A 22,207-nucleotide genomic window follows, 5' to 3' on the forward strand; every position below is an offset into this window, starting at 1 on the left:
AGAAGAGATGGAGTAGTAGAAAGGAGGATAGGTAATAGAGAAGGCTAAGGATTTGGGGGAACGCGCTCCAGTGCCGCATGACGCCGGACGCCCCGCCGCGACAGCCGAGCCATTCGCGAAATCCGCACTCATTTTCCAGGAGCGACGCGACTACCTGCCGCATCCGCCCGGCTCACGATTCCGTGGGCCATTCGGAAAATCCGCACCCATTTACCGGATGCCATGCACGCCCCCACACGCCTCCCGCCTCCGTCGCACGCCTCGCTGAGCCATTCACAGAATCCGCACTCATTTACCCAGGTATGAGCCACACGCCCGACACCACGCGCCTGCGCGCCCTTCGGCTGAAGGTCGCCTTCTACGCGTCCGCCCAGGACAACATCCCCCAAGCCGCTGAGCTGTCGTGGCCCGAACTGTCAGCGAAACTCGTCACTCACCGTCGCAGCCAGTGCCCCACGTCGCCGTGCGTCCGTGGCTGCCCCGAGAAGAATGGCCCCGCGTGGAGTCCTGTCGACATCGTCGAGCGACGCCGCTCAGAGAACGTGCGCGCCGTCACGGTGGCCGTCTTCGACCTGGACCATCTGACGGCGGCGCAGCTCTCTCTCCTCGACGCCGTCGCGCGCCACGGGCTCGCCTTCGCCGTCCACTCGACGCACAGCAACCGCCCGCCCGACGACTACTGCCTGCGGCTGGTGATGCCGTTATCCCGGCCCGTGCTGCCGCGCGAGTGGCCGTCCGTGCGCGAGGCCGCAATCCGGATGCTCGGACTCCCCGCCGACCCGGCCACGAAGGACCTGGCGCGCATCTACTTCCTGCCCGACGCGCCCACGGGCGCGGTGCCCTACGCGGCCAGTGGAGACGGAGCGCCCCTCGACGTCGACGCGCTGCTTGCCATGTCCCGGGCTGGACTCCCCACGGTGGCGGCCCCGGTGCCTTCCCCGAAGCCCGAAGAACCCGCCGACCTGTACGAGTTGCGGGCCCTCCTGCGTCGCATCCGCAAGCCCGAGCACCTCGCCATCGTCCGCCGCACCCTTGCCGGTGAGCCCCTGGCCGCCGTCGGCGAGCAGGACACGACGCTGAACACACTCATGTCATGCGCCGCTTTTGTACTGCCGCTGTCCACGCCCGAGGCCGTCGTCATCGAGCTGTTCCGCGCGTCCTTCGCTGCAACGGACTGGCGGGAAGGGACGGAGCACCTGTGCGAGCAGGCCGTCCTCAAGCTGCGGCGTCATCGCGAACGTCGGAAGGCGCGGGATGCAGCACGGCTCGCGGACAACACGGCCATTTGGGAAGCCCTGGGCAGTCGCGCTCCTGAATCCGCATCGAGCGACGGCCCGGGATTCGAAGAGGACGCTCCCGACCCCGACGCGTGGATGAAGGAACTCTTCCTCGACGTCACGAAGGACACCCGACGGCAGATTCGAAACTGTGAAGCGAACGTCGCCATCGTGCTCGGCAAGTCGCCCGAGTGGCGCGGCGTCTTCCGCTTCAACGAAGTCACGAAGAAGTTGGAGGTGGATGGCGGTCCCCTCGGCCCCAACGTGGACATTGAGACGCTCGACGTCCTGGTGGCCAACTGGATTCAGCTCAGCAAGTACGGGCGGCTTGGGCTGATGCCGAAGGCGCACGTCGTCGCACAGCAAATCCTCGCCGTGGCAAAGGCCAATAGCTACGACCCGGTCGCCGACTACCTCGCGGGACTCGTCTGGGATGGAACGCCACGGCTCGACGGGATGCTCGCGACATACTTCAGCGCGCAAGGGGATGCTCGATACCTCCAGGCCGTCGGCGCGAAGTTCGCCATCTCGGCGGTTGCGCGTGCCCTGCGTCCCGGGTGCAAGGTCGACACGGTGATGATTCTGGAGGGGCCCCAGGGCCTGCGAAAGTCGACGGCGTTCAGCATCCTGGGGGGCCGGTACTTCAGCGACGCGCCCATCGACGTCACCAGCAGGGACAGCGCCATGCTCGCCTCTCAGTTCTGGTTCATCGAACTGGCCGAGTTGAGCACGTTTCGCAAGAGCGAGGACCAGGCGCTCAAGGCGTTCATCACCCGGACCGAGGACACCTACCGCCCGCCCTACGGACGCTCCAACGTGCAGGCCCCGCGCCGCTGCGTCTTCGTCGGCACAACCAACGATGACGACTACCTGCGCGACCCCACGGGGCAGCGGCGCTTCTGGCCGGTGAAGTGCAGCCGCATCGACACCGACGCCCTCAAGCGCGACCGCGACCAAATATGGGCCGAAGCCGTGGTGCGCTTCCACCAGGGCGAGGACTGGTGGCTGAGCAACGAGGAAGCGGCCGGGGCCGAGCAACAAGCCGCGCTGCGCATGGAGAACGTGGGGGACAGCCGGAAGGAAGTCATCCTGCGGTGGATTCTGGAGATGCCACCCGAAAAGCGACCCTCGGACGTGACGCTTCTCCATGTGGGTATCGAAGCTTTCGCACTCCACCAAGCGCAGGTTGACCACCGAATCTCACGGGAAATCGGCGCGGCCTTGAAGTCGCTGGGCTTCACCCGAGGCCAGCGTCGAATGGGAGACGGGAAGCGCCCGCTCGTCTACTACATCCCGGACGAGCTGAAGAACGCGCCCATGGAGAAGCGCGGCGAGCGGCATGCTGGGTTTGGCAACCCCGCCGGTTACGAGTGAGCCACTCGCGGGAACCGCACGCATTTAGGGAGGGTGACGCCTCCCGTCGACCTCCCCAAGCACGGCCCCTCGGTGATTGCCGGGGTCATTCAGCGATTGAGCGTTTCCCAGCTCAAGCGCCACAAGCTGTGCCCGCGCGCATGGTTCTTTCAGAAGGTCATGCGCGTCCCCGAGCCCAGCACGGGAGCGCAGCAGGTCGGCACCGAAGGACACGCCCAGCTTGAGCACTTCCTTTCGACGGGCGAAGACGTGCTGGGCACGTTCGCAAGGGCAGGCGCCCATCTACTGCCCACGCCCGGCGCTGACTTGCTCGTCGAGCAGGAACTAGACGGCAATCCTCCACTGACGGCGGGCTGCATCCCCTTCACCGGCTTCATCGACCTCGTAGACGCTCGACGGCTCGCCTCTGACGGCGTCCTTCGCATCACCGACCACAAGTTCACCAGCAACGTCGCGTCGAATGCTGCGAGCGCCGAGCAGCTCGCCGACGCGGACACGGAGCCCGGGTTGCAGATGGTCGGCTATGGCGCGTGGGCACTCAGCCAGGTTGAGCGCTTCCCGGGGCTGCGCACGCTGGAGCTTGAACACCTCTACTACCAGACCCGGGGCCAGCGCCTTGCCGCGTCCGTCGTCGCAACGGTGCCCGTTGAGCACGTCGCGCACGAGTGGAAGGCGAAGGTCGAGCCCCAGGTCGAAGTGATGAAGGAGCACGCGCAAGCCGCCCGAGCTTCCGACGTGCCCGCGAACTACGGCCCCGCCTGCGGCAAGTACGGCGGATGCCCGTTCATGGCGAAGTGCCTCACAGGAGAGAACAAGACGATGTCGCTGCGTGACAAGCTGCTCAACAAGGTTTCCGAATCCGCCCCACTTACCGTTGCCGCAGTCGAGCGCGACGCCCCGGAGTTGCCCGCCGTTCTGCCCCCGGACGCGCCCACACCCGCGCCCGTGCAGACGGCTCCAGAGGTCGCCCAGGCCACTGAGCAGCCCGCGCCGAAGCGTCGCGGTCGCCCTCGCAAGGCGGCCGAGCCCGAGCAGCCCAAGGGCGAAATGCGCGTGCTCTTCGTCGACTGCATCCCGACGGTCTTCGACGGACCGAAGCCCGAGCCGCTTACGAGCTACGTCGACACCATGCATCGCAAGGTTGCCGAAGCGGGTGGTGTCGACGACGTGCGCTTCGCGGGTGGAGACTCGGTGCTGGGATTCGGAAAGTGGCGTGGTGCACTGGCCATGGCCGCGCGTGCCGAGCCACCGTGCAAAGGCCACTACTTCGTGCTTGGGCTCGCACAATCCGAACTGACACAGGTCATCGTCGAGGCGCTCGAACCGACGTTCGACATTGTCATTCGCGGGATCCGGTAGTCTTCTGGGCAGCCCCAATACCCACTGCTCCAATCTAAACCGACCCGACAGTTCTGGAGCAGACAGCTGTGACGACCCGAACAACAGCAGCAACCTCTATTTCTCCGATTCAAACTTCGATTTAATACTAATCATAAACTCACGATACATACGCCAAGAATCAACCTTCAGCACATCTAAATCGAGCTCAACATAGCTGGAGCGCAAATGCCCAAGCAATTCAGAATACGCACCACGCAACGCGCGAACATCTTCCTTCGCCGCCCTAAAGTCATTCTGAACGACTACATACGAGGCTGCGTCCCTCTGCGTAGGCATAACCCATGAATACCCACCACTCGGAAGCATCTGATAATTCTCCCCATGGGACATGGCGCCTCCCCAACTTTCATGAACACGCTCCATGAGCCCTCTCGCACGCTCATCATAGAGGTGAGTGGCTGACGCCTGCCAGTGCGAATCGAAGTCCTCCCAGAACGTCATGACATGTGAATCAATGAAATTAGGAGCCGACTCAACAAACCCATCTATGACATCAGGATTAAGCCTTAAGAACATTTCGCGCAGCACCTTCAAGTCTCGACGCCTCCTTACGGCAGCCTCATCAACCGCAGCAATTACCGGCCGTTCAGGCAGCGCCCTAAGAATGCCCTCAACCGCAAGGCTCAAAGCCATCGACAGCGACCCAAGCGCATTTGAAACCTCTCCCTTGTCTTTCTTCATGTCGCCACTAGGCGGCTGACAGCGAAATTTCGACACAACCTTCTGGCGTATATCAAATGGCAACTCCTCCAATCTGCCGTGCGCAGTATTCGCGATCATAATCACGCGCCCCCACCCATGACGTCCCGCCGCATACCCCAACTCGACCATCACATTCGGATTCGGCATCTTGCGTTCATCGGAAGTTCCGGAGTTGACAATCGTAACATCCGCAACAAACACGTCGGCCCTTTCAATCTTCTCAAACAGTGTGTTTGGAATCTCAGGACTGCCTACCTTTCCGCGCGTAGCTTCATCCAGCTCCAAACGGACACCCGAAATCTTCGACTCAACATCACTCATCGCATTGCGCAAGGAATCCCTAATGACTTTTCGACCATGACTATCCGGCACAATGTCCGACTGCCACGAATAGAACAGCGTAAAAACCCTTGAACCGTCATCCATGACCCACCCCGCTGAAGAGTGCACTCCGCATGCGCTCACGAACGCACCGAACCTAGCAGACTTTCTCGGTTTTACTCCTGCGTCCCCCACTCAACACAAGCACTCTTTCGGTGGCCTCAGCAATGCCGTAGTCCAGCTCTGGCAAGGAGCAATTCGAGTTTCAGTAAGGCAGTGCATTGGCAGCACTAGTAAGGCCCATCCAGCATGAAACTCCTCCACCGGATCAACCCGGGTGCGGCGATTTCCGCTGAGCGCCCCGCTACCACTACGCCCGTCGCCCTCGCGAAGCTCGCGGGTGACCGCGCCACCATCGCGAAGGGGCAGCCCGTGGGCTGGTCCCTGGACCTCGCGCGGGTTCTCGGCCTCCCACGCCGGGACCTCGCGCGCGTCTATGGGGACAGTGACTTCGCCACACTGGAAGCCTCGCTGCGCGCGCCGCCCGAGGCACGTTGCACCTGCCGGACGCTCGGGAAGCGGTGTCCGTCCTCGTTGCTCCCCATCCAGCGCCTTGCCCTCCTGGAAGCCGCGCGCACGGGTGGCGGGCTCTTTCCCATCGGCGTGGGGCACGGGAAGACGCTGGTCGACCTCCTACTGCCGCTCGTGGTGCCCGGGTGCAAGGTCGCCGTCCTACGCCTGCCGTCTAACCTCCGCGCCCAGCTCATCGAGGTCGACTGGCACTTCTACGGCGGGCACTGGCGCTTGCCCAACCTCGCGGGTGGCAGGTGGTTCCGACCTGGCCTGCCCGTCCTTCACGTCATCACCTACGAGAAGTTCTCGACCCAGGAAGGCACCGACCTTCTGACGCGCATCCGGCCCGACCTCATCATCTGCGACGAAGCGCACAAGCTGAAGGACCGGAAGAGTGCCCGCACTGGCCGGTTCCTTCGCTATCTGGAGCAGCACCCCGAAACGCGCCTCGTGGCGCAGTCGGGCACGCTGGCGACGAGAACGGTCAAGGACTACGCCCACCTCGCGGAGTACGCGCTGCGTGACGGCAGCCCGCTACCGCTGAAGCAGCACGTCGTCGAGGAGTGGGCCTCTGCGCTGGACCCCGGAACTACCGTCGCCCCGCCGGGAGCACTTCTCCAGCTCGTTGACCCGACGCACTCACTTGCCCCACTTGAAGGGGAGAACGAAGCCGACCGTGAGCGCCGACGCGTGCGTGACGCCTATCGTCGGTGGCGCAACGCAACGCCGGGTGTCGTGGCCACGGACGAAAGCGCCGTCGGCATGTCGCTCGTAATTCGCACGCGCGACCCTGGGCAGGTCCCCGACGAGCTGCTCGCCCACATTCAGACTGCGCTCGGCGGTCAGCGCCCCGACGGCGAAGAGTTCGTCGACGAGCTGCAACGCGTCGTCTGTGCGCGGCAGCTCGCGAGCGGCTTCTTCCACCGCTGGCGCTATCCGGACGTTCAGGGCATTCCGCAGGACCCCGAGCTGATCGTTCGGTGGTTCGCGCGGCGGCAGGAGTTCAACCGGGAGCTACGCGAACGCCTCAAGCGCCCCGCCGAGCATCTCGACTCACCAGGGTTGCTGATGCGCGCCGCGATTCGCGCCCACCAGTCCCCGCCCTACGAGGGGGAACTGCCGACCTGGCGCGCGATGTCGTGGCCCTCGTGGGCGGAGATTCACAAACGCATTGTCCACGTCACGGAAGCAGTGTGGCTCTCCGACTTCATTGTGCGTGATGCGGCGAAGTGGGCGCTACGCAAGGGGCAGCCGGGAATCGTCTGGGTTGAGTTCCCGGAGCTTGGCCAGCGCATCGCGAAGGCGGCAGGGGTGCCCTTCTACGGCGGCGGCCCGGAAGCGTCAGCGACCATCATCCGGGAGAGTGGAAAGCGGTCCATCGTCGCTTCACTTCGCGCCCACGGGACGGGCAAGAACCTGACGATGTTCTCGCGGATGTTGTTCGTGAATCCACCGGCTGACGGCGCTGCGTGGGAGCAGGCAATCGGCCGGTGCCACCGTCAGGGGCAGCTCGCCGACGAAGTCGAGGTCGAGCTGTACCAGCACACCGACGAGCTAGTCGGAGCCTTCCTGAAGGCCCGCGACTTCGCCCGGTTCATCGAACAGACGGAGGGGACGCCGCAGAAGCTGTGCTTCGCAAACTACGACAGGAGCGAGGTCTAGGGCCAGACCTCGACTTGGAACAGGTATGCTAGAGTCCAGTCGCGCGGCATTCCTGGAGGATGACTATGAACGACGACTTTTGTTGCTTCTACTGTGGGCGAGTGCTTCCGAAATCAGAATGCTCTAGCGAACACATCATCCCTGCTTGCCTCGGCGCAACACTCGACAAGACGGGAACAAGACTCGTCTGCAAAGACTGCAACACAAAGGCGGGCAAGGACGTTGATCTGCCCTTCTGTCGCGACTGGATTATCGAATCAAAAAGGTTCTTCGAGGGAGTCGTAAGCAGGGGGAAGCGACCATCTACAAAGGTCGGGCGAATCAACTGGGAGCGCCCGGAGCAGGTGGAAGTCTACTTCCTAGAACACAAGGTCATCGCCTACAGATTCAGAATCACATCAGGCGAGTCCTGCGTCCTATTCGGGAGTATCGGCCAGCAAGCAACGCCAGAAGCCGTGGACGTGGTCAAGAAGTCGCTCAAGGACCGATTTTCCAACCACAGAGTCATCAATCCAGGCACTGAAAAAACCGATCAAGAGCGCGATGTAATAGGCGCAATCGAAGCAATGGGGAGAAACCTCAAGTTAACCATGAGCGCTGACGTTACGGCATGGGATCGGGCAGTCGTCAAGATGGGACTTGGTCTATCATGCCTCTATTTTGGTGAAGAGTTTGCAAGATCCCAGCAAGCAGATCATCTTCGCTCTTTCCTTTGGGAATCAGACCCAAACAAGCGAGACGAGATACCACTCCATGGCAGTGCTGGGTTCTTGTCGCAAAAAGAGAGCAAGCTCAGTCGGATTTTCCATGAGGACAAAGGCGTCCACACGTTTTGCCTAATGGAAATAGGCAGCAAGATTGGCTTCTTTGCTGGCTTCTTTGGTGAGTTTGAAAATTATCTGGAAGTTGATTCAGTCGGTACATTCTGTGGGCGCCTCCCTGGAGCATTGATGAGAGGTGCGGTGTGGATCGTCGATCCAAAGAAGAAAGAGACAATTGGCCCTGTCCCTCTCGAAGAACTGATTCAACGGCGAACCGAAGAGCGGCACCGAACATTGGAGAGGGACTTCTCGCAAGTGAATCAGTCACCAAAAGACCTCAAAGAGAATCCTTAAGGGAAGTGCGAGGAATCTGACAGGACGTATCGAAGATTCAGGGGCAAATAACCCAGTAGACCTTCGGGAGTTTCCTCGCCCCCAAACACCTCTTTCTGGGTTCCTGATGCGATCATCTTGCGGGTGTCCCTCCGCCAGAGCGCACCGGGTGGGCGGCTGCGCTCCGCCAGGAGGTATGCTGAGGCTGGCCGCGGAGGTAGCGAGCCATGCACGGACTCAGGACGACGAAGAAGCGGGGCGGTTGGCGGCAGTGGACGCCTGACGAGGCACGCAGGGAGTTGGCGGCGTTGCAGAGGAGCGGGTTGCCGCTGGCCACGTACGCGCGGCAGCGCGGCGTCTCGGACCAGCGACTGCGCTGGTGGCGGGAGCGCCTCGGGGAGTGGGAGGAGGCGGCGCCCGTTAACGGCCCAGCGCGGTGGGTACCGGCCGTGCTGAGGGGGATGAGCGCTGCGCCGACGCTGCCCGCGGAAGGGAGTGCCGCGGTGGTGGTGAGGCTGCCGGGCGGCTGTGTGCTGGAGTTGTTGGACGCGGCCGCAATCCCCCCTGCCTGGGTCGCAGAGTTGGTGGGTGCGCTGGCTGCGGGGGGCGGGTAGATGCTGCTCTTGCCCCGGGCGGTGAAGGTGTACGTGGCGATGGCGCCGTGCAACCTGCGGCGCAGCTTCGATGGCTTGAGCAACGAAGTCCGCGAGGTGCTGGCCAAGGACCCACTGAGCGGCCACGTCTTCGTCTTCCTCAACCGCCGGAAGAACCAGGTGAAGCTTCTGCTGTGGACGCGCGGCGGCTTCACCCTCGTACACAAGCGCCTCGAGCGTGGCACCTTCACCTTTCCGAGCCAGGTGGCCCTGGGCGCCACCAGCATTGAACTCGACGTGCATGAGTTGGCGATGCTGCTCGAGGGCATCGACGTGCAGCGCGCGCGGACGTCGCAGCGCTGGGAGCCCCAGGGCACTTGCGCTCGGCCTGAAGAAAATCTCCTTCGAGGGTGTGGCGCGGGCACGGCGGCTGGTTACCTTTCCCGCGCCTTGCCAGGTACCGCGCCCACCTCCGAGACGACGAAGAAGCCGCGCCGAGGCCCGGTGCTGGAGGTGCTCAAAGCGCTCCTCGCCGAGGGCCGCACCGAAGAGGTGGTGGCGTTGGTGGCCAGGCTGGTGTCGAGAAACTCGGAGCTGGAGCGGCTGCTTCAGGACGCCAAGACGAAGGGCAAGAAGAGCGAGGGCGTGTCCACCACGCAGCTGAAGCTGCTCCTGGGCGGACTGCCGGCGAACTCCGATGGTGACGTGGCGGAAGTGGATGCAAGACTTCGCCGCTCGTCCGGCATTGACGAGGAGCCTCCGCAAAAGGAACAAGCGCGGCCGAAGCGGACGCGTCCCGCCCGCCGCCCCATTCCGACGAATCTGCGCCGGGTGGAGAACGTCATCCCGGTGCCTGCACAGCAGCGTCCGTGCCCTCGGTGCGGCGAGGTGCGGAAGTGCGTCGGGCACGAGGTGACGGAGGTCATCGACCTGATTCCGGCGGAGGTCATCGTCCGGCAGGACAAGCGGGAGAAGCTCGCGTGCCACCTGTGCGAGGCGGAGGTGGTCCGCGCCCGCTGGGCGAGAAGGTGGTGAGCGGCGGGAGGATGGGCGCCAGGCTGGTGGCCCAGCTTCTCGTGGAGAAGTACTACGACGGGCTGCCGCTGAGCCGGCAGGTGGAGCGCTTTGAGCGGCTGGGACTCGAGGTGGCCCTCTCCACCCTCGCCGACCAGGTGGCCTGGGCAACCGAGGCGCTCCGGCCCGTGTGGCGCGCGGCCATGTCCAAGGTACTGGGCGCCACGGTGATGCACCTGGATGCGACGTCGCTGCCGGTGCTGGACTCGAAGAATGCGAAGGGCATTCGCCTGGGCGCCATCTGGGGCTATGTGGGCGCCGACGTGAAAGACTGCGGCACGCAGCACACCGCGCTGTGTCTGTACAACTCGACGGGCAAGCGGGAGGGCCAGCGCGAGGGGAGATAGGCCCCGCGCAGATGCTGGCGATGCGAGTGGGCCTCACGGTGGCCGATGCGGCCGGCCTCTTCGACGCGTCCTTCAAGCGGGCGGGCCTGCTGGAATGTGGCTGCAACACGCACGCGAGGCGCTACTTCCGGAAGGCCCTGGACGGCGGCGACAAGCGAGCCGCGCTGCCGCTGGCGGCCTTCAAGCGACTCTTCGCCATCGAGCGAAGGCTCCAGGCCTGTACCATTGACGAGCGGCGGCGAGGGCGGCAGGAGCGCAGCAAACCCGTCTACGACGACCTCATTGCCTGGGCGATTGCCCACCAACCCAATGAGCCGCCCTCCTCCCCGCTGGGCCGGGCCATCCGGTACTTGCTCAACCACCAACAGGCGTTGCGACGCTACCTCGAAGACGGCGTCATCCCCATCGACAACACCGTCGTGGAGCGCCTGCACATCCGCACCGCGCTGACGAGGAAGAACTTCCTCTTCGCCGGCAGTGACGCAGGTGGCGAACGCGCCGCCATTGCGTACACCCTCCTGGGGTGCTGCAAGCTGGCTGAGGTAGACCCCGTCGCATACCTGGCGGACGTCCTGCCCCGGCTGGCCACCAAGAAGCTGTGCCTCCGCGACATGCCCGCGCTGCTGCCCGCGGAATGGAAGCGCTCGCATCCCGAAGCCGTGCGCGGCAAGGCGGCAGCCGCGCGCTGAGCGCCAGGGCGCCTCGCGCCTCGCAGGCAGGCGTGGCCCTCTCGTATGGTCCTCGGCGGAGGACGGCATGCCGAAGAACCAGAGGAAGCTCCGCATCTACATCTCCGCCGACGCGCTCGCGCTGCTCAAGCACCTCGACTACCCATGCTCCGAGGAAGTGCTCGCCTCGGCGAAGCGAGTCGAAGGGCTCGAAGACGAGGGCTTGGACTACGAATTGAGCGGCACCCGTGATGACTTCGAGAGCCTCGCCGGCTGGGTTGCCGGTGATGCAAACCACGCCGACCGCCGCCAGAAGCGGAAGCTGGCCTTGCTGCTGGCCCTCTCGGACGCGCTCGAGTCGGTGCTCTGACGACTGACGACGCGCCGCTGGCGGCCCGCCCAACACTCTCTCCGCTCAGACTTCAAGGGCCTGCCGGGTGCGCTCGGGCGGAGGGACACTCTTGCGGGGCCTGAGCCACTTCCGGAATCCGCACGCATTTACGTGGGGTCAGCGCACTTCGCCGCTGACGCAACCCGAGCCGAAGGGCCCACGTACCATGAGCAACGCACTGACGAAGATTGCCACCGCCCAGGCTGCGGCTGGCGGACGCTACCCGCGCTTCGGTCGCTACCTGCTCGAAGTCGAAGTCATTCGCACGAAGGAGGGCTTCAAGGGCGACTCGGCCATCGCCGAGCTGAAGGTTCGCGAGTCCGAGCCCCTCGCAGGTGGCGAAACTCCGAGCCGACCGGGCGAGACGGTCGACTACGTCGAGAACCTGAGCGACCAGAAGAAGGGCGGCGGCGGGCGCTTCAAGTCCTTCCTGATGACGCTCGTGGGGGCCGACGAGTACGAGTTCGCCAATCCGGCCGCGCTGAAGAAGTTCTTCGACGAGCGGCAGGCGGGCACGCACCTCCTGATTCGCTGCGAGGTCTTCCCGAAGCAGCTCCCCGCGAAGGAGGGCCACGCCGGGAAGGTCATCAGCGGCTATCGCTGGTCGCACGTCGAGCTGAACGACGAGCAGCTCGCCCAGGCTGAGCACGCGCGCAAGGCGAGCAAGCTCCCCGCGCTCGCCGACGCCCTCAAATAGCGCCATCAAAGTCGTGCGCGGAGCCCATTGACTCGGCTCCGCGCACGACTGGGCATGCATCACTTAAGGGAGTGGCTTCGTCCGATCTCGCTTGCGTCCATTCGGGGGGTTGTAGGCAATCAAGGCATCCGCAACCGTAAACCCCTGAAGCCGAACAAGTGATGGGTGAGCATCATGAAGCGCATTCAACTTCACGATGAGTCCTTCATCATCTGTAATCAGCATCCCACACTGTGCCCCAGCCGAGGCAATATACGCATCGAAAAAGTCGTTATGGTCAGGCACCAGCAGGCGGCCATACTGCGAGAAATTCGTCTCGCGCTCTTGTTCTGTAAGCGTCACTGAAAAATCAGCCAAGCGCTTCAGCAAAGCGTAAGTCCAAGTACAGAGATAGTCAGACGGAGATTTCTTTGCCAACAGCAGATCTCCAACTGGGCGCCCAAGGACTTCCACAAGCAAGCGCTCGACAATATCGTCACACAGGTCAAGAACGCTTTCCGTCCCGAACTGCGCGATTCCAGCCACAACTGCCTCACGGAACACAGGGTCGGACTCATAGTCAGCTCTGCATTCAGCCGCCTTCTCAGCATAAGCCTGTCGGATAGATTCCTTGGCACCATCCCACTCGTTGCGAATGTCTTTCAGCACTCCCACAAGTTCGCCGGCCTCGATCGAAGCGCTCACGCATTCATCGATCGACTCCGCTTTTGCGTATAGGAATGACCCGTCGCCTTCCCACTCGGCCCGAACCGAAGAAAACCTTCCAGGCCCGAAGAACTTAACGCGGTCGCGGAATCTCTTATACAGAGCCTGAAATCGACTAAGCACCTCAATTTGCCTAGCAGTCTTCTTCGGAGCGAGCATTTCAGACAGCGACAGCAAGGAAAACCATACGTCGCCCTGATCGGGGTGCTCCACCAGCAGAGCAGTCAACTCCAAGAGCTTCTGCTCTGCGACTGGATTGTTCGCCCGGATGACATTGCTATCAAAGAGCACGTCGGCGTTGTGAACCTGCCTGGGCTTCTCAAGCACCTTGAATTGCTTCTTCTCTGCCTTGTCTATCATGGGCACACTCTATCACATGGATGGTCCACAACACGGGCCGCATTCCCATTCTTAAAGGCATCCCGTGAACATTTGGTCCTTCGACACGGAAACGTGGCTGATTCAGCCCGGCTTGCTCGCGCCCCCTCTCGTGTGCGGCAGCATCGCGGCGGCAGCTCCAGGCAGCGAACGACTGCTGGACAAGGCCCAAGCCCGGCAGTTCTTCCGTGAAGCCATCGCCGCGCCTGACACGCACCTCGTCGGCGCAAACCTTGCCTATGACCTGGGCGTCATGGCGGCGGATGACCCGCACCTCGTGGCGCCCATCTTCGCGGCGCTCGAAGCCAGCCGCCTGCATTGCGTTCAGGTCCGCGAAGCCCTCATCGACATCGCGAGGGGGCTCTACGGCGTGGACCCGTCGACAAGCCGGAAGCTCGACGATGACGAAGGCGCCCGTTACCCGCTCGCTCTTCTCGTGCAACGCCATCTTGGGCTCGACATCAGCGAGGACAAAAAGAACCCGAAGGCATGGCGCCTGCGCTACGCGGAACTCGACGGCGTCCCTGTCGAGCGCTGGCCGACGGAAGCCGCTGCGTATCCGAAGCGAGATGCCCGCTACACGCTCGACGTCTTCTTCCGGCAGGAAGCCGTAGCCCGGGAGACGCCCAACGGCGGCAACTTGCATGCCGAAGCCGAGCAGATGCGCGCCGCCTTCGCGCTCCACCTCGCTTCCATCTGGGGCCTCCGAACGAACGGTGACTCGGTCGCCGTGCTGCGGGAGCGGGTGGAACGGGAGTGGGGAGAGAACCGGGCCAAGTTCCAGGCGGCGGGCATCTACCGGGCGGACGGCTCGAAGGACTCGAAGCGCCTCGCGGCGCTCGTGACTGCCGCCTATGACGGGCAGCCTCCCGTTACCGCGCCCAGCGACCGATTCCCCGACGGTCAGGTCGCGACCGACCGTGACACGCTGCTCGGTTCGGGCGACGCGCTGCTTGAGGACTTGGGCAAGAGCGGGCGCGTCGACAAGTATAAGTCGACCTACCTGGACGTCGTCGAAGCGGGCACCTCGCTCCCCATCAATCCGCGCTTCAACGTGCTCGTCAGCACCACACGCGTTTCGAGCGACTACCAGCAGCTCCCGCAGAAGGGTGGCATCCGTGAGGTCCACGAGGCGCGGCCCGGCTTCGTCTACTGCTCGGTCGACTATGGCGGGCTTGAGCTTCGCACCATGGCTCAGCGGGCCATCTGGGAACTCGGCTACTCGAAGATGGCCGAAGCGCTGAACAGCGGGCTCGACGTCCACACCCTTGCCGCCGCTGAGTTCCTCGGGGCCAGCTACGACGAGCTGCATCCGAAGGTGAAGGCGAAAGAGCCCCTCGCAGTGGCCTTCCGTCAGCTCGCGAAGATTCTCAACTTTGGCAAGGGCGGCGGGATGACGGGCGGCTCGCTCGTCTACAACGCACGCGCGAAGGACCGGGTTTCCTTCTGCCTGCTGGCGAAGCGCTCAGACGTCTGCGGCGTCGAGCGCGTCGGCATCACCGTGCAGCGCAAGCCAAAGATGGTCTGCCGGGCCTGCGTCGAAGTCGCAAAGGAATTGGACACGAAGTGGCTCAACGCATGGCCTGAGCAGCGCGAGCTACAGCAGCGGGCGAAGTCACGCACCTACGGGGGCGGGTTCGCCGACGTGATGGTTCCGGGGGCCAACATCCTGCGCGGCGGGTGCGGCTACACGCAGATTCTCAACACGCCATTCCAGGGGCTCGGCGCTGTTGGGTGCAAGCTGGCCATGTGGCGCGTCAGCCGCGAGATGTACGTCGACCGCCGCTCGCCGCTCTACGGCTCGCGACTCGTCCTCATGGTGCATGACGAGCTGATTAGCGAGCTGCTCGCCAATGACGTCCAGCGGATGCACGACGCAGCCGAGCGCAAGGCGTACCTGATGCGCGAGGCGATGAAGGAGACGACTCCCGACCTGGCACCGGCAATCGAAGCCGAGCCCGCGCTGTCTCGCATCATGTCGAAGGACGTCGCCACCGTGCGTGGCAGCTCCGGGCGGCTGCTCGTCTGGGAGCCGCCCACGAAGCGCGCGGCCTGAACCACGCCCAAAATCCGCACTCATTTAGGGAGGGAACCCTTTCCCTGGTTGGTGCAACGGATGCCCCTATCCCCCACCCCGCGACACCTCCTCGTGGCGCTCGACCCCGGGCTTCGCGAGTGCGGCGTCGCCATCTTCGACCTGGACTCGGGCGAGCTGCTCGCGGCGGCCATGCCCACGAATCCCGAGCGGAAGGCCCGTGGGCTACCGGCATGGTCGAGCATGGCGGGAGCGGTCGCCGCGTTCGTTTCGTCGTTCCTGGAGCCGCTCAGGGCCGCTGGCGTGGTTGTTTCCGTCACCGTCGCGAGCGAGTGCCCCCAGGTCTACACGGCCGGGAAGAGCAAGGGCGACCCGAACGACCTGATTGAACTCGCGGGCGTCGTCGGCCGGGTTGCCGGTGGGCTCGGCGCGACGAGTGAGCGCAGCTTCCTGCCGCGCGAGTGGAAGGGCACGCTCGACGGAGACGTCATGGTCGAGCGCATCAAAGCGCGCCTCGGTGAGCGCTCCCATGAACACCTGCGGGTGCAGCTCCCGCGCGCCCAGGACAAGCACCACAACGTTTGGGACGCCATCGGCGTTGGCCTTCACGTCGTCGGCCGACTCGCGCCCCGGAAGATCTTCCCGAGGTAGTCATGTCCGAACACTTCACTGGCCCCGGACGAAATGCATCCATGCCCCCACTTCTCCTGTCGAAGCGGCAGGCTGCCAGATTGCTGGGGATTAGCCGTGGGCGCACGCTCGACGAGTTGCTCAAGGCAGGCCATCTGCGGCCTGTGCTTGTACTCGGACGGCTCAAGCTCCCAAGAGAGGAGGTCGAACGACTCGCGAGGGAGGGGACCGAACCCGCCCCTCTACCTCGCAATAGTTCCAGCATGCGCACCAACCGGGCTCGACGGACGCAGGACGCAAGCGCCGCAATTCGCGCCCTCAAGCTCGACTAGAACAGCGTTGGAACCTTCGCTGGCACCGCGTGCGTTGCATAGAAGCGCTTTGTCGTGCGTTCGCTCTTATGATTCAGAAACGCGGCAACTGCGGCAGGATGCGCCCCGGCATTGATCGCCCAGGTCGCGACAGAATGCCGCATGTGCCCAGGTCGAAGTGGCTCACTGAGACCAGCGGCAGTGCTCGCGTGCTCAAGGCTCCGGTGGAACGCGAAGTAGTCGAGTTCCCGCTGCTCCAGAATCCTGCGAGCAGCCTCCGCGACGACGTCGCTAACCTCTGTGCGCAGCGGTTCGCCAGCCTTCGTTTGGGGGCACGCGAGCACATTCCCACCCGTCATCGGATGCCGCTCGACAGCGCCTCTAACGGCGAATCGGCTCAGTTCATTGAAGTGCCAGCCGGTGCCCGCCAGCACGTCGAGCGCGTCGCGCCATAGCCCAGTCAGATGCTCACGGACGGCGAGGAACCTCTCTCGCGTAACCGCTTTGGGCGTCGTCCACTGCTCGGGACGAGCTTGCGGCACGGACAGACCTGAACTCGGGTCCTCCTGCTTTTGCAGAACGTGGCGAACCTTGATCAACCACCCGCAGAACGCCTTGAGCGTGGCGATGTGCTGCTTCCGTCCCGCTTCGGCCTTGTCCAGTTCACTGACGAGCCGCGCAGTCTTCAGCTTTCGTAGGTCCGCTGCGCCAAGGCGAGATGCCCACCACGCGAGCGAGCGCTGCTGATCTCGCACCCACTTCGGCGTGTTCTTCTTCTCGTCGCGGGACCAGCGCAGGAACGCTTCGGCAAGCTCAGCGGTGATGGAGAGAACACCATCCTCGGAAGCCTCCCCACCCGGCCGGTAGTTGCTGGGGTCCGCCTCGAAGCGCCTGAGTTGCTCGTGAGCGGCTCGGCTCGTGTGGCAACGAGTGCTGACTTCGTACAGACGGCCGTTGATGCGACGCAGGATGTAGTAGGTGTCCCGACCCTTACTATCCGTGCGGACGTAGCCGCCATCCCACTTCCGCGCGACTCGACTTCCCATGATGTGGCCCCCGTTGGTTCTCGCTGGCGAGTTGGAACAGAGTTGGAAAGGCTCCATTCCAACACGCCAGTTTCCCTCTAGGAAGCCCCATCTTGCGGGCTGGTTTTAAGTCCGCTGCGTCTGCCAGTTCCGCCACTCGTGCCCTGCTGCGGGCAGCACCCTACAGGGCCTGTCCTCCCTCCGGCAAAGGCCTCGTGCAGCCCCCAGCTCTCTTCCTTTTCCGCTGGGGCTCCAGGCAGGCCTGGGCGCCAGGCTCGCGCCCTACGGCGCCGCTGGCCCCGCGCCAGGGCGCCCGGGGATGCGCCAACCCCTCAAGAGCGTTGAAGAACCCAGGGGCCTGGGTCGGATTCGCCGCCTGGGAGGCCGGTTCCGGGCCCCGACTCTTCACAGTTCGACGGCCGGGATGTGCTCCACCGTCGCATCCCGCCTGTCCCTGTTATAAAGCGCCCCCCATGCTCGAGACCGTAACCAAGGGCTTCCGCGCCGCCAAGAACCGCCTCGCCGGCAAGAGCGAGCTCACCCCGGAGCTGGTCGACGAGTCGCTGCGCGACATCCGCGTCTCCCTGCTCGAGGCCGACGTCGCCTTCGACGTCGTGAAGAAGTTTGTCGCCCGCGTCCGCGAGAAGTCCGTGGGCGAGCTGGTGCAGACGACCCTCACCGACACGGCTGGCCAGAAGCGCAAGGTCAGCCCGATGGACCACTTCATCAAGATCTGCCACGACGAGCTGGAGGCCCTCATGGGGCCCGTCGACACCAGCTTGAAGCTGAAGCCCAAGGGCCAGCTGTCCGGCATCATGATGGTGGGTCTCCAGGGCTCCGGTAAGACGACCACGACGGGCAAGCTCGCCAGCCGGCTCCTCCAGGAAGGGCGCAAGCCCTTGCTCGTCGCCGCCGACATCTACCGCCCCGCCGCCGTGGACCAGCTCAAGGTCCTGGGCGAGCGGCTCAAGGTCCCCGTCTACCACGAGCCCGGCATCCAGCCGCCCGAGCTCGCCAGGCGGGGCTACGCCGCCGCGCGCGAGCAGAAGTGCGACGTGGTGCTCATCGACACCGCCGGCCGGCTCGCCATCGACGAGGCGCTGATGGCCGAACTGGAGTCCATCAAGGGCAACGTCCAGCCGGACAACATCCTGCTGGTGTGCGACGCGATGATTGGTCAGGACGCCGTGCGCACGGCGGCGGAGTTCGACCGGCGGCTGACGCTGGACGGCTTCATCCTCACCAAGCTGGACGGTGACGCCCGCGGCGGCGCCGCGCTGTCCATCAAGGAAGTCACGGGCAAGCCCATCAAGTTCCTCGGCATGGGCGAGTCCATGGACAAGCTGGAGGAGTTCCGCCCGGCCGGCCTCGCGGGCCGCATCCTCGGGTTCGGCGACATCGTCGGCCTGATGAAGGACTTCGAGAAGGTCGTCGACGAGAAGAAGGCCGAGGAGGATGCCAAGAAGCTCCTGTCCGGCCAGTTCACGATGAAGGACTTCGTCGAGCAGATCCGCATGGTCCGGAAGATGGGACCGCTCAAGGATCTGCTGGAGAAGTTCCCCCTCTTCGGCGACCTCACCGAGCACCTCAACCCGGACGAGAAGGAGCTCACGAAGATTGAGTCGATGTACGACTCGATGACGGCGAAGGAGCGCCTGCGGCCCGACACCATCAACACCAGCCGCGTCAACCGCATCGCCAAGGGCAGCGGCCGCAAGGTCGAAGAGGTCAAGGAGCTGCTCCAGAAGTTCGGGATGATGCAGCAGGTCATGGGCACCATCGGGCAGAACCCGGGGCTGCTGGGCCGCATCCCCGGCTTCAAGCAGTTGGGGCAGCTGTCGCAGATGAAGAACATGGACCTCTCCAGCATGTTCGGCGGCGACCCGAAGATGATGGAGAAGATGATGAGCGGAGGGATGCCCGGCATGGGCATGCCCATGCAGCTGCCGCAGATCGCCCCCGGCTACACGCCGCCCATGGGCCAGGCCGCCATGGCCAAGGCCCGGTTGATGGGCTACGCGCCGCCCTCCGCCACCGGCAAGAGCGAGGACCGCGACGCCATCAAGGAGCGCCGCAAGCGGGAGAAGGAGAACAAGAAGAAGAACCGGAAGAAGAAGTAGGCCGCCGCCCGGCCCCGGTGCCCACGCCCGCCTCCCCGCATCCGTGCTGGGAGGGCGGGCGTTCGTGTTTCTGGGATGCATCCGCGCGGCCGGACTGGAATCCGTCGGCGGGGACAGGCCCGATCCAAGGCGTGGTATGGGGCTGACATCCGCACGCGACCGGCCGACGCCCGTATCGCTCGGTCCGCGCGGAAATGAACCGTGCCTCATTGGGCCTCGATTGCATCAACGCTCATCGCGGCATCTGGAACGCTCTTTGCGAAGCCTCCAAATCATGTCCAGACTTCCCTGTGCCCTGCTGTTAGCCGCAATCTCCTTGTCCACGGCGTGCATCAACGTCCCAGAGGTCGAGCCCGACCCAACCCCGGATGGAGGAGCGCAGCCCACGACGAAGTTCACACTGAACGTGAGCCCCAGCGAGGACTCCGTCCTCCAAGGCGGCAACCGCGACATCCAGGTCTCCATCGTCCGAGCCCCTGACTTCACGGACAGCGTCACGGCGACACTGGAGCAGCCGCCCTCCGGAATCTCCGCTCAGCCCGCGACGATTCCCGCCGGAGAGTCCACCGCGATTTTGACCATCCAGGTCTCCGCCAACGCAGCGGCAGGAGAAGCGGCGCTCACGGTCCGCGCGGCCTCCGGGAACGAATTTCGGACGGCATCATTGCAGCTCGCCATTGTGCGGGCCGGAGACCTGATCGTCCGATGGGCGGCGCCCGCGCCAGAGGAATCCGTCAGCTACACCAACGGAGCGTTGTTCCTCGAAGCAACGATTGAGGGAGGCACCGCCGAAGCCGTTGAGTTCCATCGGGATACACAGCTGCTGGCTCGGGTCTCTGCACCACCGTACATCTACACCTGGGATACCCGGGGGATGGCCGAAGGTGAGTTCCAGCTCACCGCACGGGCCATTCGAGGAGGCACGTCCTTCACGAGCGTGGCGCGGACGGTGGCTGTGGATCGCACACCCCCTGCTGTTGCGAGCCGAGATCCAGCGTCGAGCAATGCCCAGGTCAGCGCGCGCACATCGCTGGAAGCGACATTTACCGAGGCCATGCGCTCCGCGAGCATTTCTCAGGACAACGTCGAAGTGCTTGTTCACGGCAACTCACGGGTTGAGGCCGCCATCAGTCTTTCTACGGATGGAATAACTCTGACAATTACTCCCTCCATGCCCATTCCCGCCCCCAGCACTGTTCTGGTGAAGCGGAACCTGTCAACGCGAGTGAGACAGTGAGTTCGAGAGATTACTGCGTAGCATCCTGTGAGGCAGAGAGCCGCGCGGGGTCATTTATCCAGACGATGGTTGGCGGGGCCTTCGGCACGGGTACACCGCGAGGGAAGCGCTCAGGGTGAGCGGCGTAGGCAGCGGCGAGCACGGCAGCGCGGGCCGCGAGGCGCTCGGCCGCCAGGCCGTGGTGCACGTCGTAGGGCGTCAGCAGGCCGAGGCCGCCGTGGTGGTGCTCATTGTTGTACCAGCCGAAGAAGTCACCTGAGTGGCCGCGAGCGTCCTGGATGCAGCCGAAGCACTCGGGAAAGTCGGGCTGGTACTTCATCGTCTTGAAGTGGGCCTCGCTGAAGGGGTTGTCGTTGGAGACGTAGGGCCGCGAGTGCGTCTTCGTCACGCCCAAATCGGCCATCAGCAGGGCCACCGGCTTGGACGTCATGGAGGAGCCCCGGTCGGCATGAATCGTCAACTGGCCGGGCACCACGCCTTGGCGCTCGCACGTCTGCGCCAGCAGCTTCTTGGCCAGGGTGGCTGACTCGCGGTGGGCCACCATCCACCCGACGACGTAGCGGCTGAAGACGTCCATGACGACGTAGAGGTAGAAGTACGTCCACTTCGACGGGCCGTGCAGCTTCGTTATGTCCCAGCTCCAGAGTTCATTGGGCTTCGTTGCGTGAAGCTGAGGCACCGGGTGGTTGGGGTGGCGCAGCTGGTCGCGGCGCTCGCGCACCTCCTGATTCTCGGCGAGCACCCGGTACATGGTGCGCTCCGAGCACAGGTAGCGCCCCTCATCGAGGAGCTGCGCGTAGACTTCCGCGGGCGCGGCATCCACGAATCTCGGCTCGTGCAGCACCGCGAGCACCTCGGCTCGCTGCTCGGGCGACAGGGCCCGCGGCTGAGGGCCTCTGCGCACCGGCCCGTGTAGGGGCCGAGCCTGCCGGTAGAAAGTGGCGCGCGGCAGGCCCAGTGCCTGGCACACCGGCGCCACGCCCAGTGCGTCGACAGCCTCCAGTGCCACGGCCATCAGGGCGTCTCGCCGGGCATGGGCAGCTCCACTCCCAGGATTTCCGATACTTTTTTTTGGAGGTCCAGCAGGGCCTCGGCGCGCTTGAGGCGCACCTGGGCCCGCGCCAACTCCCTCTCGAGCTCGGCCACGCGTCGGGCACTCGCGTCGGGCACCTTCGCTGGCGGCCCTCGCTTCTTCGGGCTGCGGGCCGACAGCTCTCCCGCGTCGCGCTGACGTCGCCACGCGCTCAGCAGGGAGGAGTACAGCCCCTCGCGGCGCAGCAGCGCCCCGACTTCACCTGGCTGCGTGCAGCGCTCTGCCTCCGCCAGCACTCGCAGCTTGTACTCCGCTGTGAATCCTCGGCGCCTGGCCTTCTCCACCACCTCGGTCTCCCGGACTCGAGTCTCTTCCACCACTGGATTCATCGTTCCTGCCTGGGTCGCCCTGCACACTAAACTACCGGGTACGAACTGTCTCACTCACGTTGGCAGAGAGGGAAGCTCGGAACCAGCGAGCAGCCCATCCTGGACTTAGCGGGCAATGTTCTGCACTCCACCAGCGAATGGCTATTCACGGTCCCTGTCTGGCTTCCTGT

18 protein-coding genes are annotated in these 22,207 nt (G+C 64.3%); 14 read left to right on the plus strand and 4 right to left on the minus strand.

Annotated features, from left to right (window positions below):
- The first annotated feature begins 302 nt into the window (after nt 1-302).
- Complete coding sequence (locus KGD87_RS13805) at nt 303-2,651, plus strand: virulence-associated E family protein (protein ID WP_284667891.1); 2,349 nt, start codon at nt 303-305, stop codon at nt 2,649-2,651.
- A gap of 33 nt (nt 2,652-2,684) precedes the next feature.
- Nucleotides 2,685-4,010, plus strand: a complete 1,326-nt coding sequence (locus KGD87_RS13810) for a PD-(D/E)XK nuclease family protein (protein ID WP_284667892.1) — start codon at nt 2,685-2,687, stop codon at nt 4,008-4,010.
- 96 nt (nt 4,011-4,106) lie between these two features.
- Here the strand turns inward: KGD87_RS13810 and KGD87_RS13815 are convergent, their stop codons facing one another.
- Nucleotides 4,107-5,180 (minus strand): hypothetical protein, encoded by a 1,074-nt coding sequence (locus KGD87_RS13815; RefSeq protein WP_284667893.1) that lies wholly within the window; start codon nt 5,178-5,180, stop codon nt 4,107-4,109.
- A 204-nt stretch (nt 5,181-5,384) separates the two neighbouring features.
- Between KGD87_RS13815 and KGD87_RS13820 the strand changes: the two genes are divergently transcribed.
- From KGD87_RS13820 to KGD87_RS13855, 8 genes are all read left to right on the plus strand, one after another.
- Nucleotides 5,385-7,310: a DEAD/DEAH box-containing ATP-dependent helicase gene (locus tag KGD87_RS13820; RefSeq protein ID WP_284667894.1), complete on the plus strand. Its 1,926-nt coding sequence runs from the start codon at nt 5,385-5,387 to the stop codon at nt 7,308-7,310.
- Nucleotides 7,311-7,375: 65 nt separating this feature from the next.
- Nucleotides 7,376-8,425, plus strand: a complete 1,050-nt coding sequence (locus KGD87_RS13825) for an HNH endonuclease (RefSeq protein WP_284667895.1) — start codon at nt 7,376-7,378, stop codon at nt 8,423-8,425.
- A 206-nt stretch (nt 8,426-8,631) separates the two neighbouring features.
- On the plus strand, nt 8,632-9,018 hold the full coding sequence (tnpA, locus tag KGD87_RS13830) for an IS66 family insertion sequence element accessory protein TnpA (protein WP_284662560.1): 387 nt from the start codon (nt 8,632-8,634) through the stop codon (nt 9,016-9,018).
- Nucleotides 9,019-10,032, plus strand: coding sequence for an IS66 family insertion sequence element accessory protein TnpB (gene tnpB, locus KGD87_RS13835; RefSeq protein ID WP_284667896.1), 1,014 nt, complete (start codon nt 9,019-9,021; stop codon nt 10,030-10,032).
- Nucleotides 10,033-10,043: 11 nt separating this feature from the next.
- Nucleotides 10,044-10,418 (plus strand): IS66 family transposase, encoded by a 375-nt coding sequence (locus tag KGD87_RS13840; protein ID WP_284667897.1) that lies wholly within the window; start codon nt 10,044-10,046, stop codon nt 10,416-10,418.
- An 11-nt stretch (nt 10,419-10,429) separates the two neighbouring features.
- The gene (locus tag KGD87_RS13845; RefSeq protein WP_284663043.1) at nt 10,430-11,107 is read left to right on the plus strand and encodes an IS66 family transposase; all 678 of its coding nucleotides are present in this window, start codon (nt 10,430-10,432) and stop codon (nt 11,105-11,107) included.
- Nucleotides 11,108-11,174: 67 nt separating this feature from the next.
- On the plus strand, nt 11,175-11,456 hold the full coding sequence (locus tag KGD87_RS13850; protein WP_284662566.1) for a hypothetical protein: 282 nt from the start codon (nt 11,175-11,177) through the stop codon (nt 11,454-11,456).
- Between the two features lie 187 nt (nt 11,457-11,643).
- Nucleotides 11,644-12,174 (plus strand): hypothetical protein, encoded by a 531-nt coding sequence (locus KGD87_RS13855; protein ID WP_284667898.1) that lies wholly within the window; start codon nt 11,644-11,646, stop codon nt 12,172-12,174.
- A gap of 63 nt (nt 12,175-12,237) precedes the next feature.
- Here KGD87_RS13855 and KGD87_RS13860 read toward each other — a convergent pair whose 3' ends face one another.
- Nucleotides 12,238-13,239 (minus strand): hypothetical protein, encoded by a 1,002-nt coding sequence (locus KGD87_RS13860; RefSeq protein ID WP_284667899.1) that lies wholly within the window; start codon nt 13,237-13,239, stop codon nt 12,238-12,240.
- 64 nt (nt 13,240-13,303) lie between these two features.
- On the opposite strand from KGD87_RS13860, the gene KGD87_RS13865 reads away from it, so the two are divergent.
- Both KGD87_RS13865 and KGD87_RS13870 read left to right on the plus strand, forming a co-directional pair.
- On the plus strand, nt 13,304-15,313 hold the full coding sequence (locus tag KGD87_RS13865; protein ID WP_284667900.1) for a DNA polymerase: 2,010 nt from the start codon (nt 13,304-13,306) through the stop codon (nt 15,311-15,313).
- Nucleotides 15,314-15,406: 93 nt separating this feature from the next.
- Nucleotides 15,407-15,943 (plus strand): hypothetical protein, encoded by a 537-nt coding sequence (locus KGD87_RS13870; RefSeq protein WP_284667901.1) that lies wholly within the window; start codon nt 15,407-15,409, stop codon nt 15,941-15,943.
- 307 nt (nt 15,944-16,250) lie between these two features.
- Here the strand turns inward: KGD87_RS13870 and KGD87_RS13875 are convergent, their stop codons facing one another.
- On the minus strand, nt 16,251-17,279 hold the full coding sequence (locus KGD87_RS13875) for a tyrosine-type recombinase/integrase (protein ID WP_176416508.1): 1,029 nt from the start codon (nt 17,277-17,279) through the stop codon (nt 16,251-16,253).
- A 452-nt stretch (nt 17,280-17,731) separates the two neighbouring features.
- Between KGD87_RS13875 and ffh the strand changes: the two genes are divergently transcribed.
- Both ffh and KGD87_RS13885 read left to right on the plus strand, forming a co-directional pair.
- On the plus strand, nt 17,732-19,378 hold the full coding sequence (ffh, locus tag KGD87_RS13880; RefSeq protein WP_284667902.1) for a signal recognition particle protein: 1,647 nt from the start codon (nt 17,732-17,734) through the stop codon (nt 19,376-19,378).
- Nucleotides 19,379-19,652: 274 nt separating this feature from the next.
- Nucleotides 19,653-20,615 carry an Ig-like domain-containing protein gene (locus tag KGD87_RS13885; RefSeq protein ID WP_284667903.1) on the plus strand — a complete coding sequence of 321 codons (963 nt, stop codon included), beginning with the start codon at nt 19,653-19,655 and terminating at the stop codon, nt 20,613-20,615.
- A 10-nt stretch (nt 20,616-20,625) separates the two neighbouring features.
- Here the strand turns inward: KGD87_RS13885 and KGD87_RS13890 are convergent.
- Nucleotides 20,626-22,037 (minus strand): IS3 family transposase gene (locus tag KGD87_RS13890; protein WP_502887984.1). Its coding sequence is split into 2 segments (ribosomal slippage): nt 20,626-21,677 and nt 21,677-22,037, totalling 1,413 coding nucleotides; the frame shifts between segments, so codons are not numbered across the junction.
- Nucleotides 22,038-22,207: the final 170 nt, after the last annotated feature.

Source organism: Myxococcus sp. SDU36, from assembly GCF_030168875.1.
Lineage (GTDB): Bacteria > Myxococcota > Myxococcia > Myxococcales > Myxococcaceae > Myxococcus > Myxococcus vastator.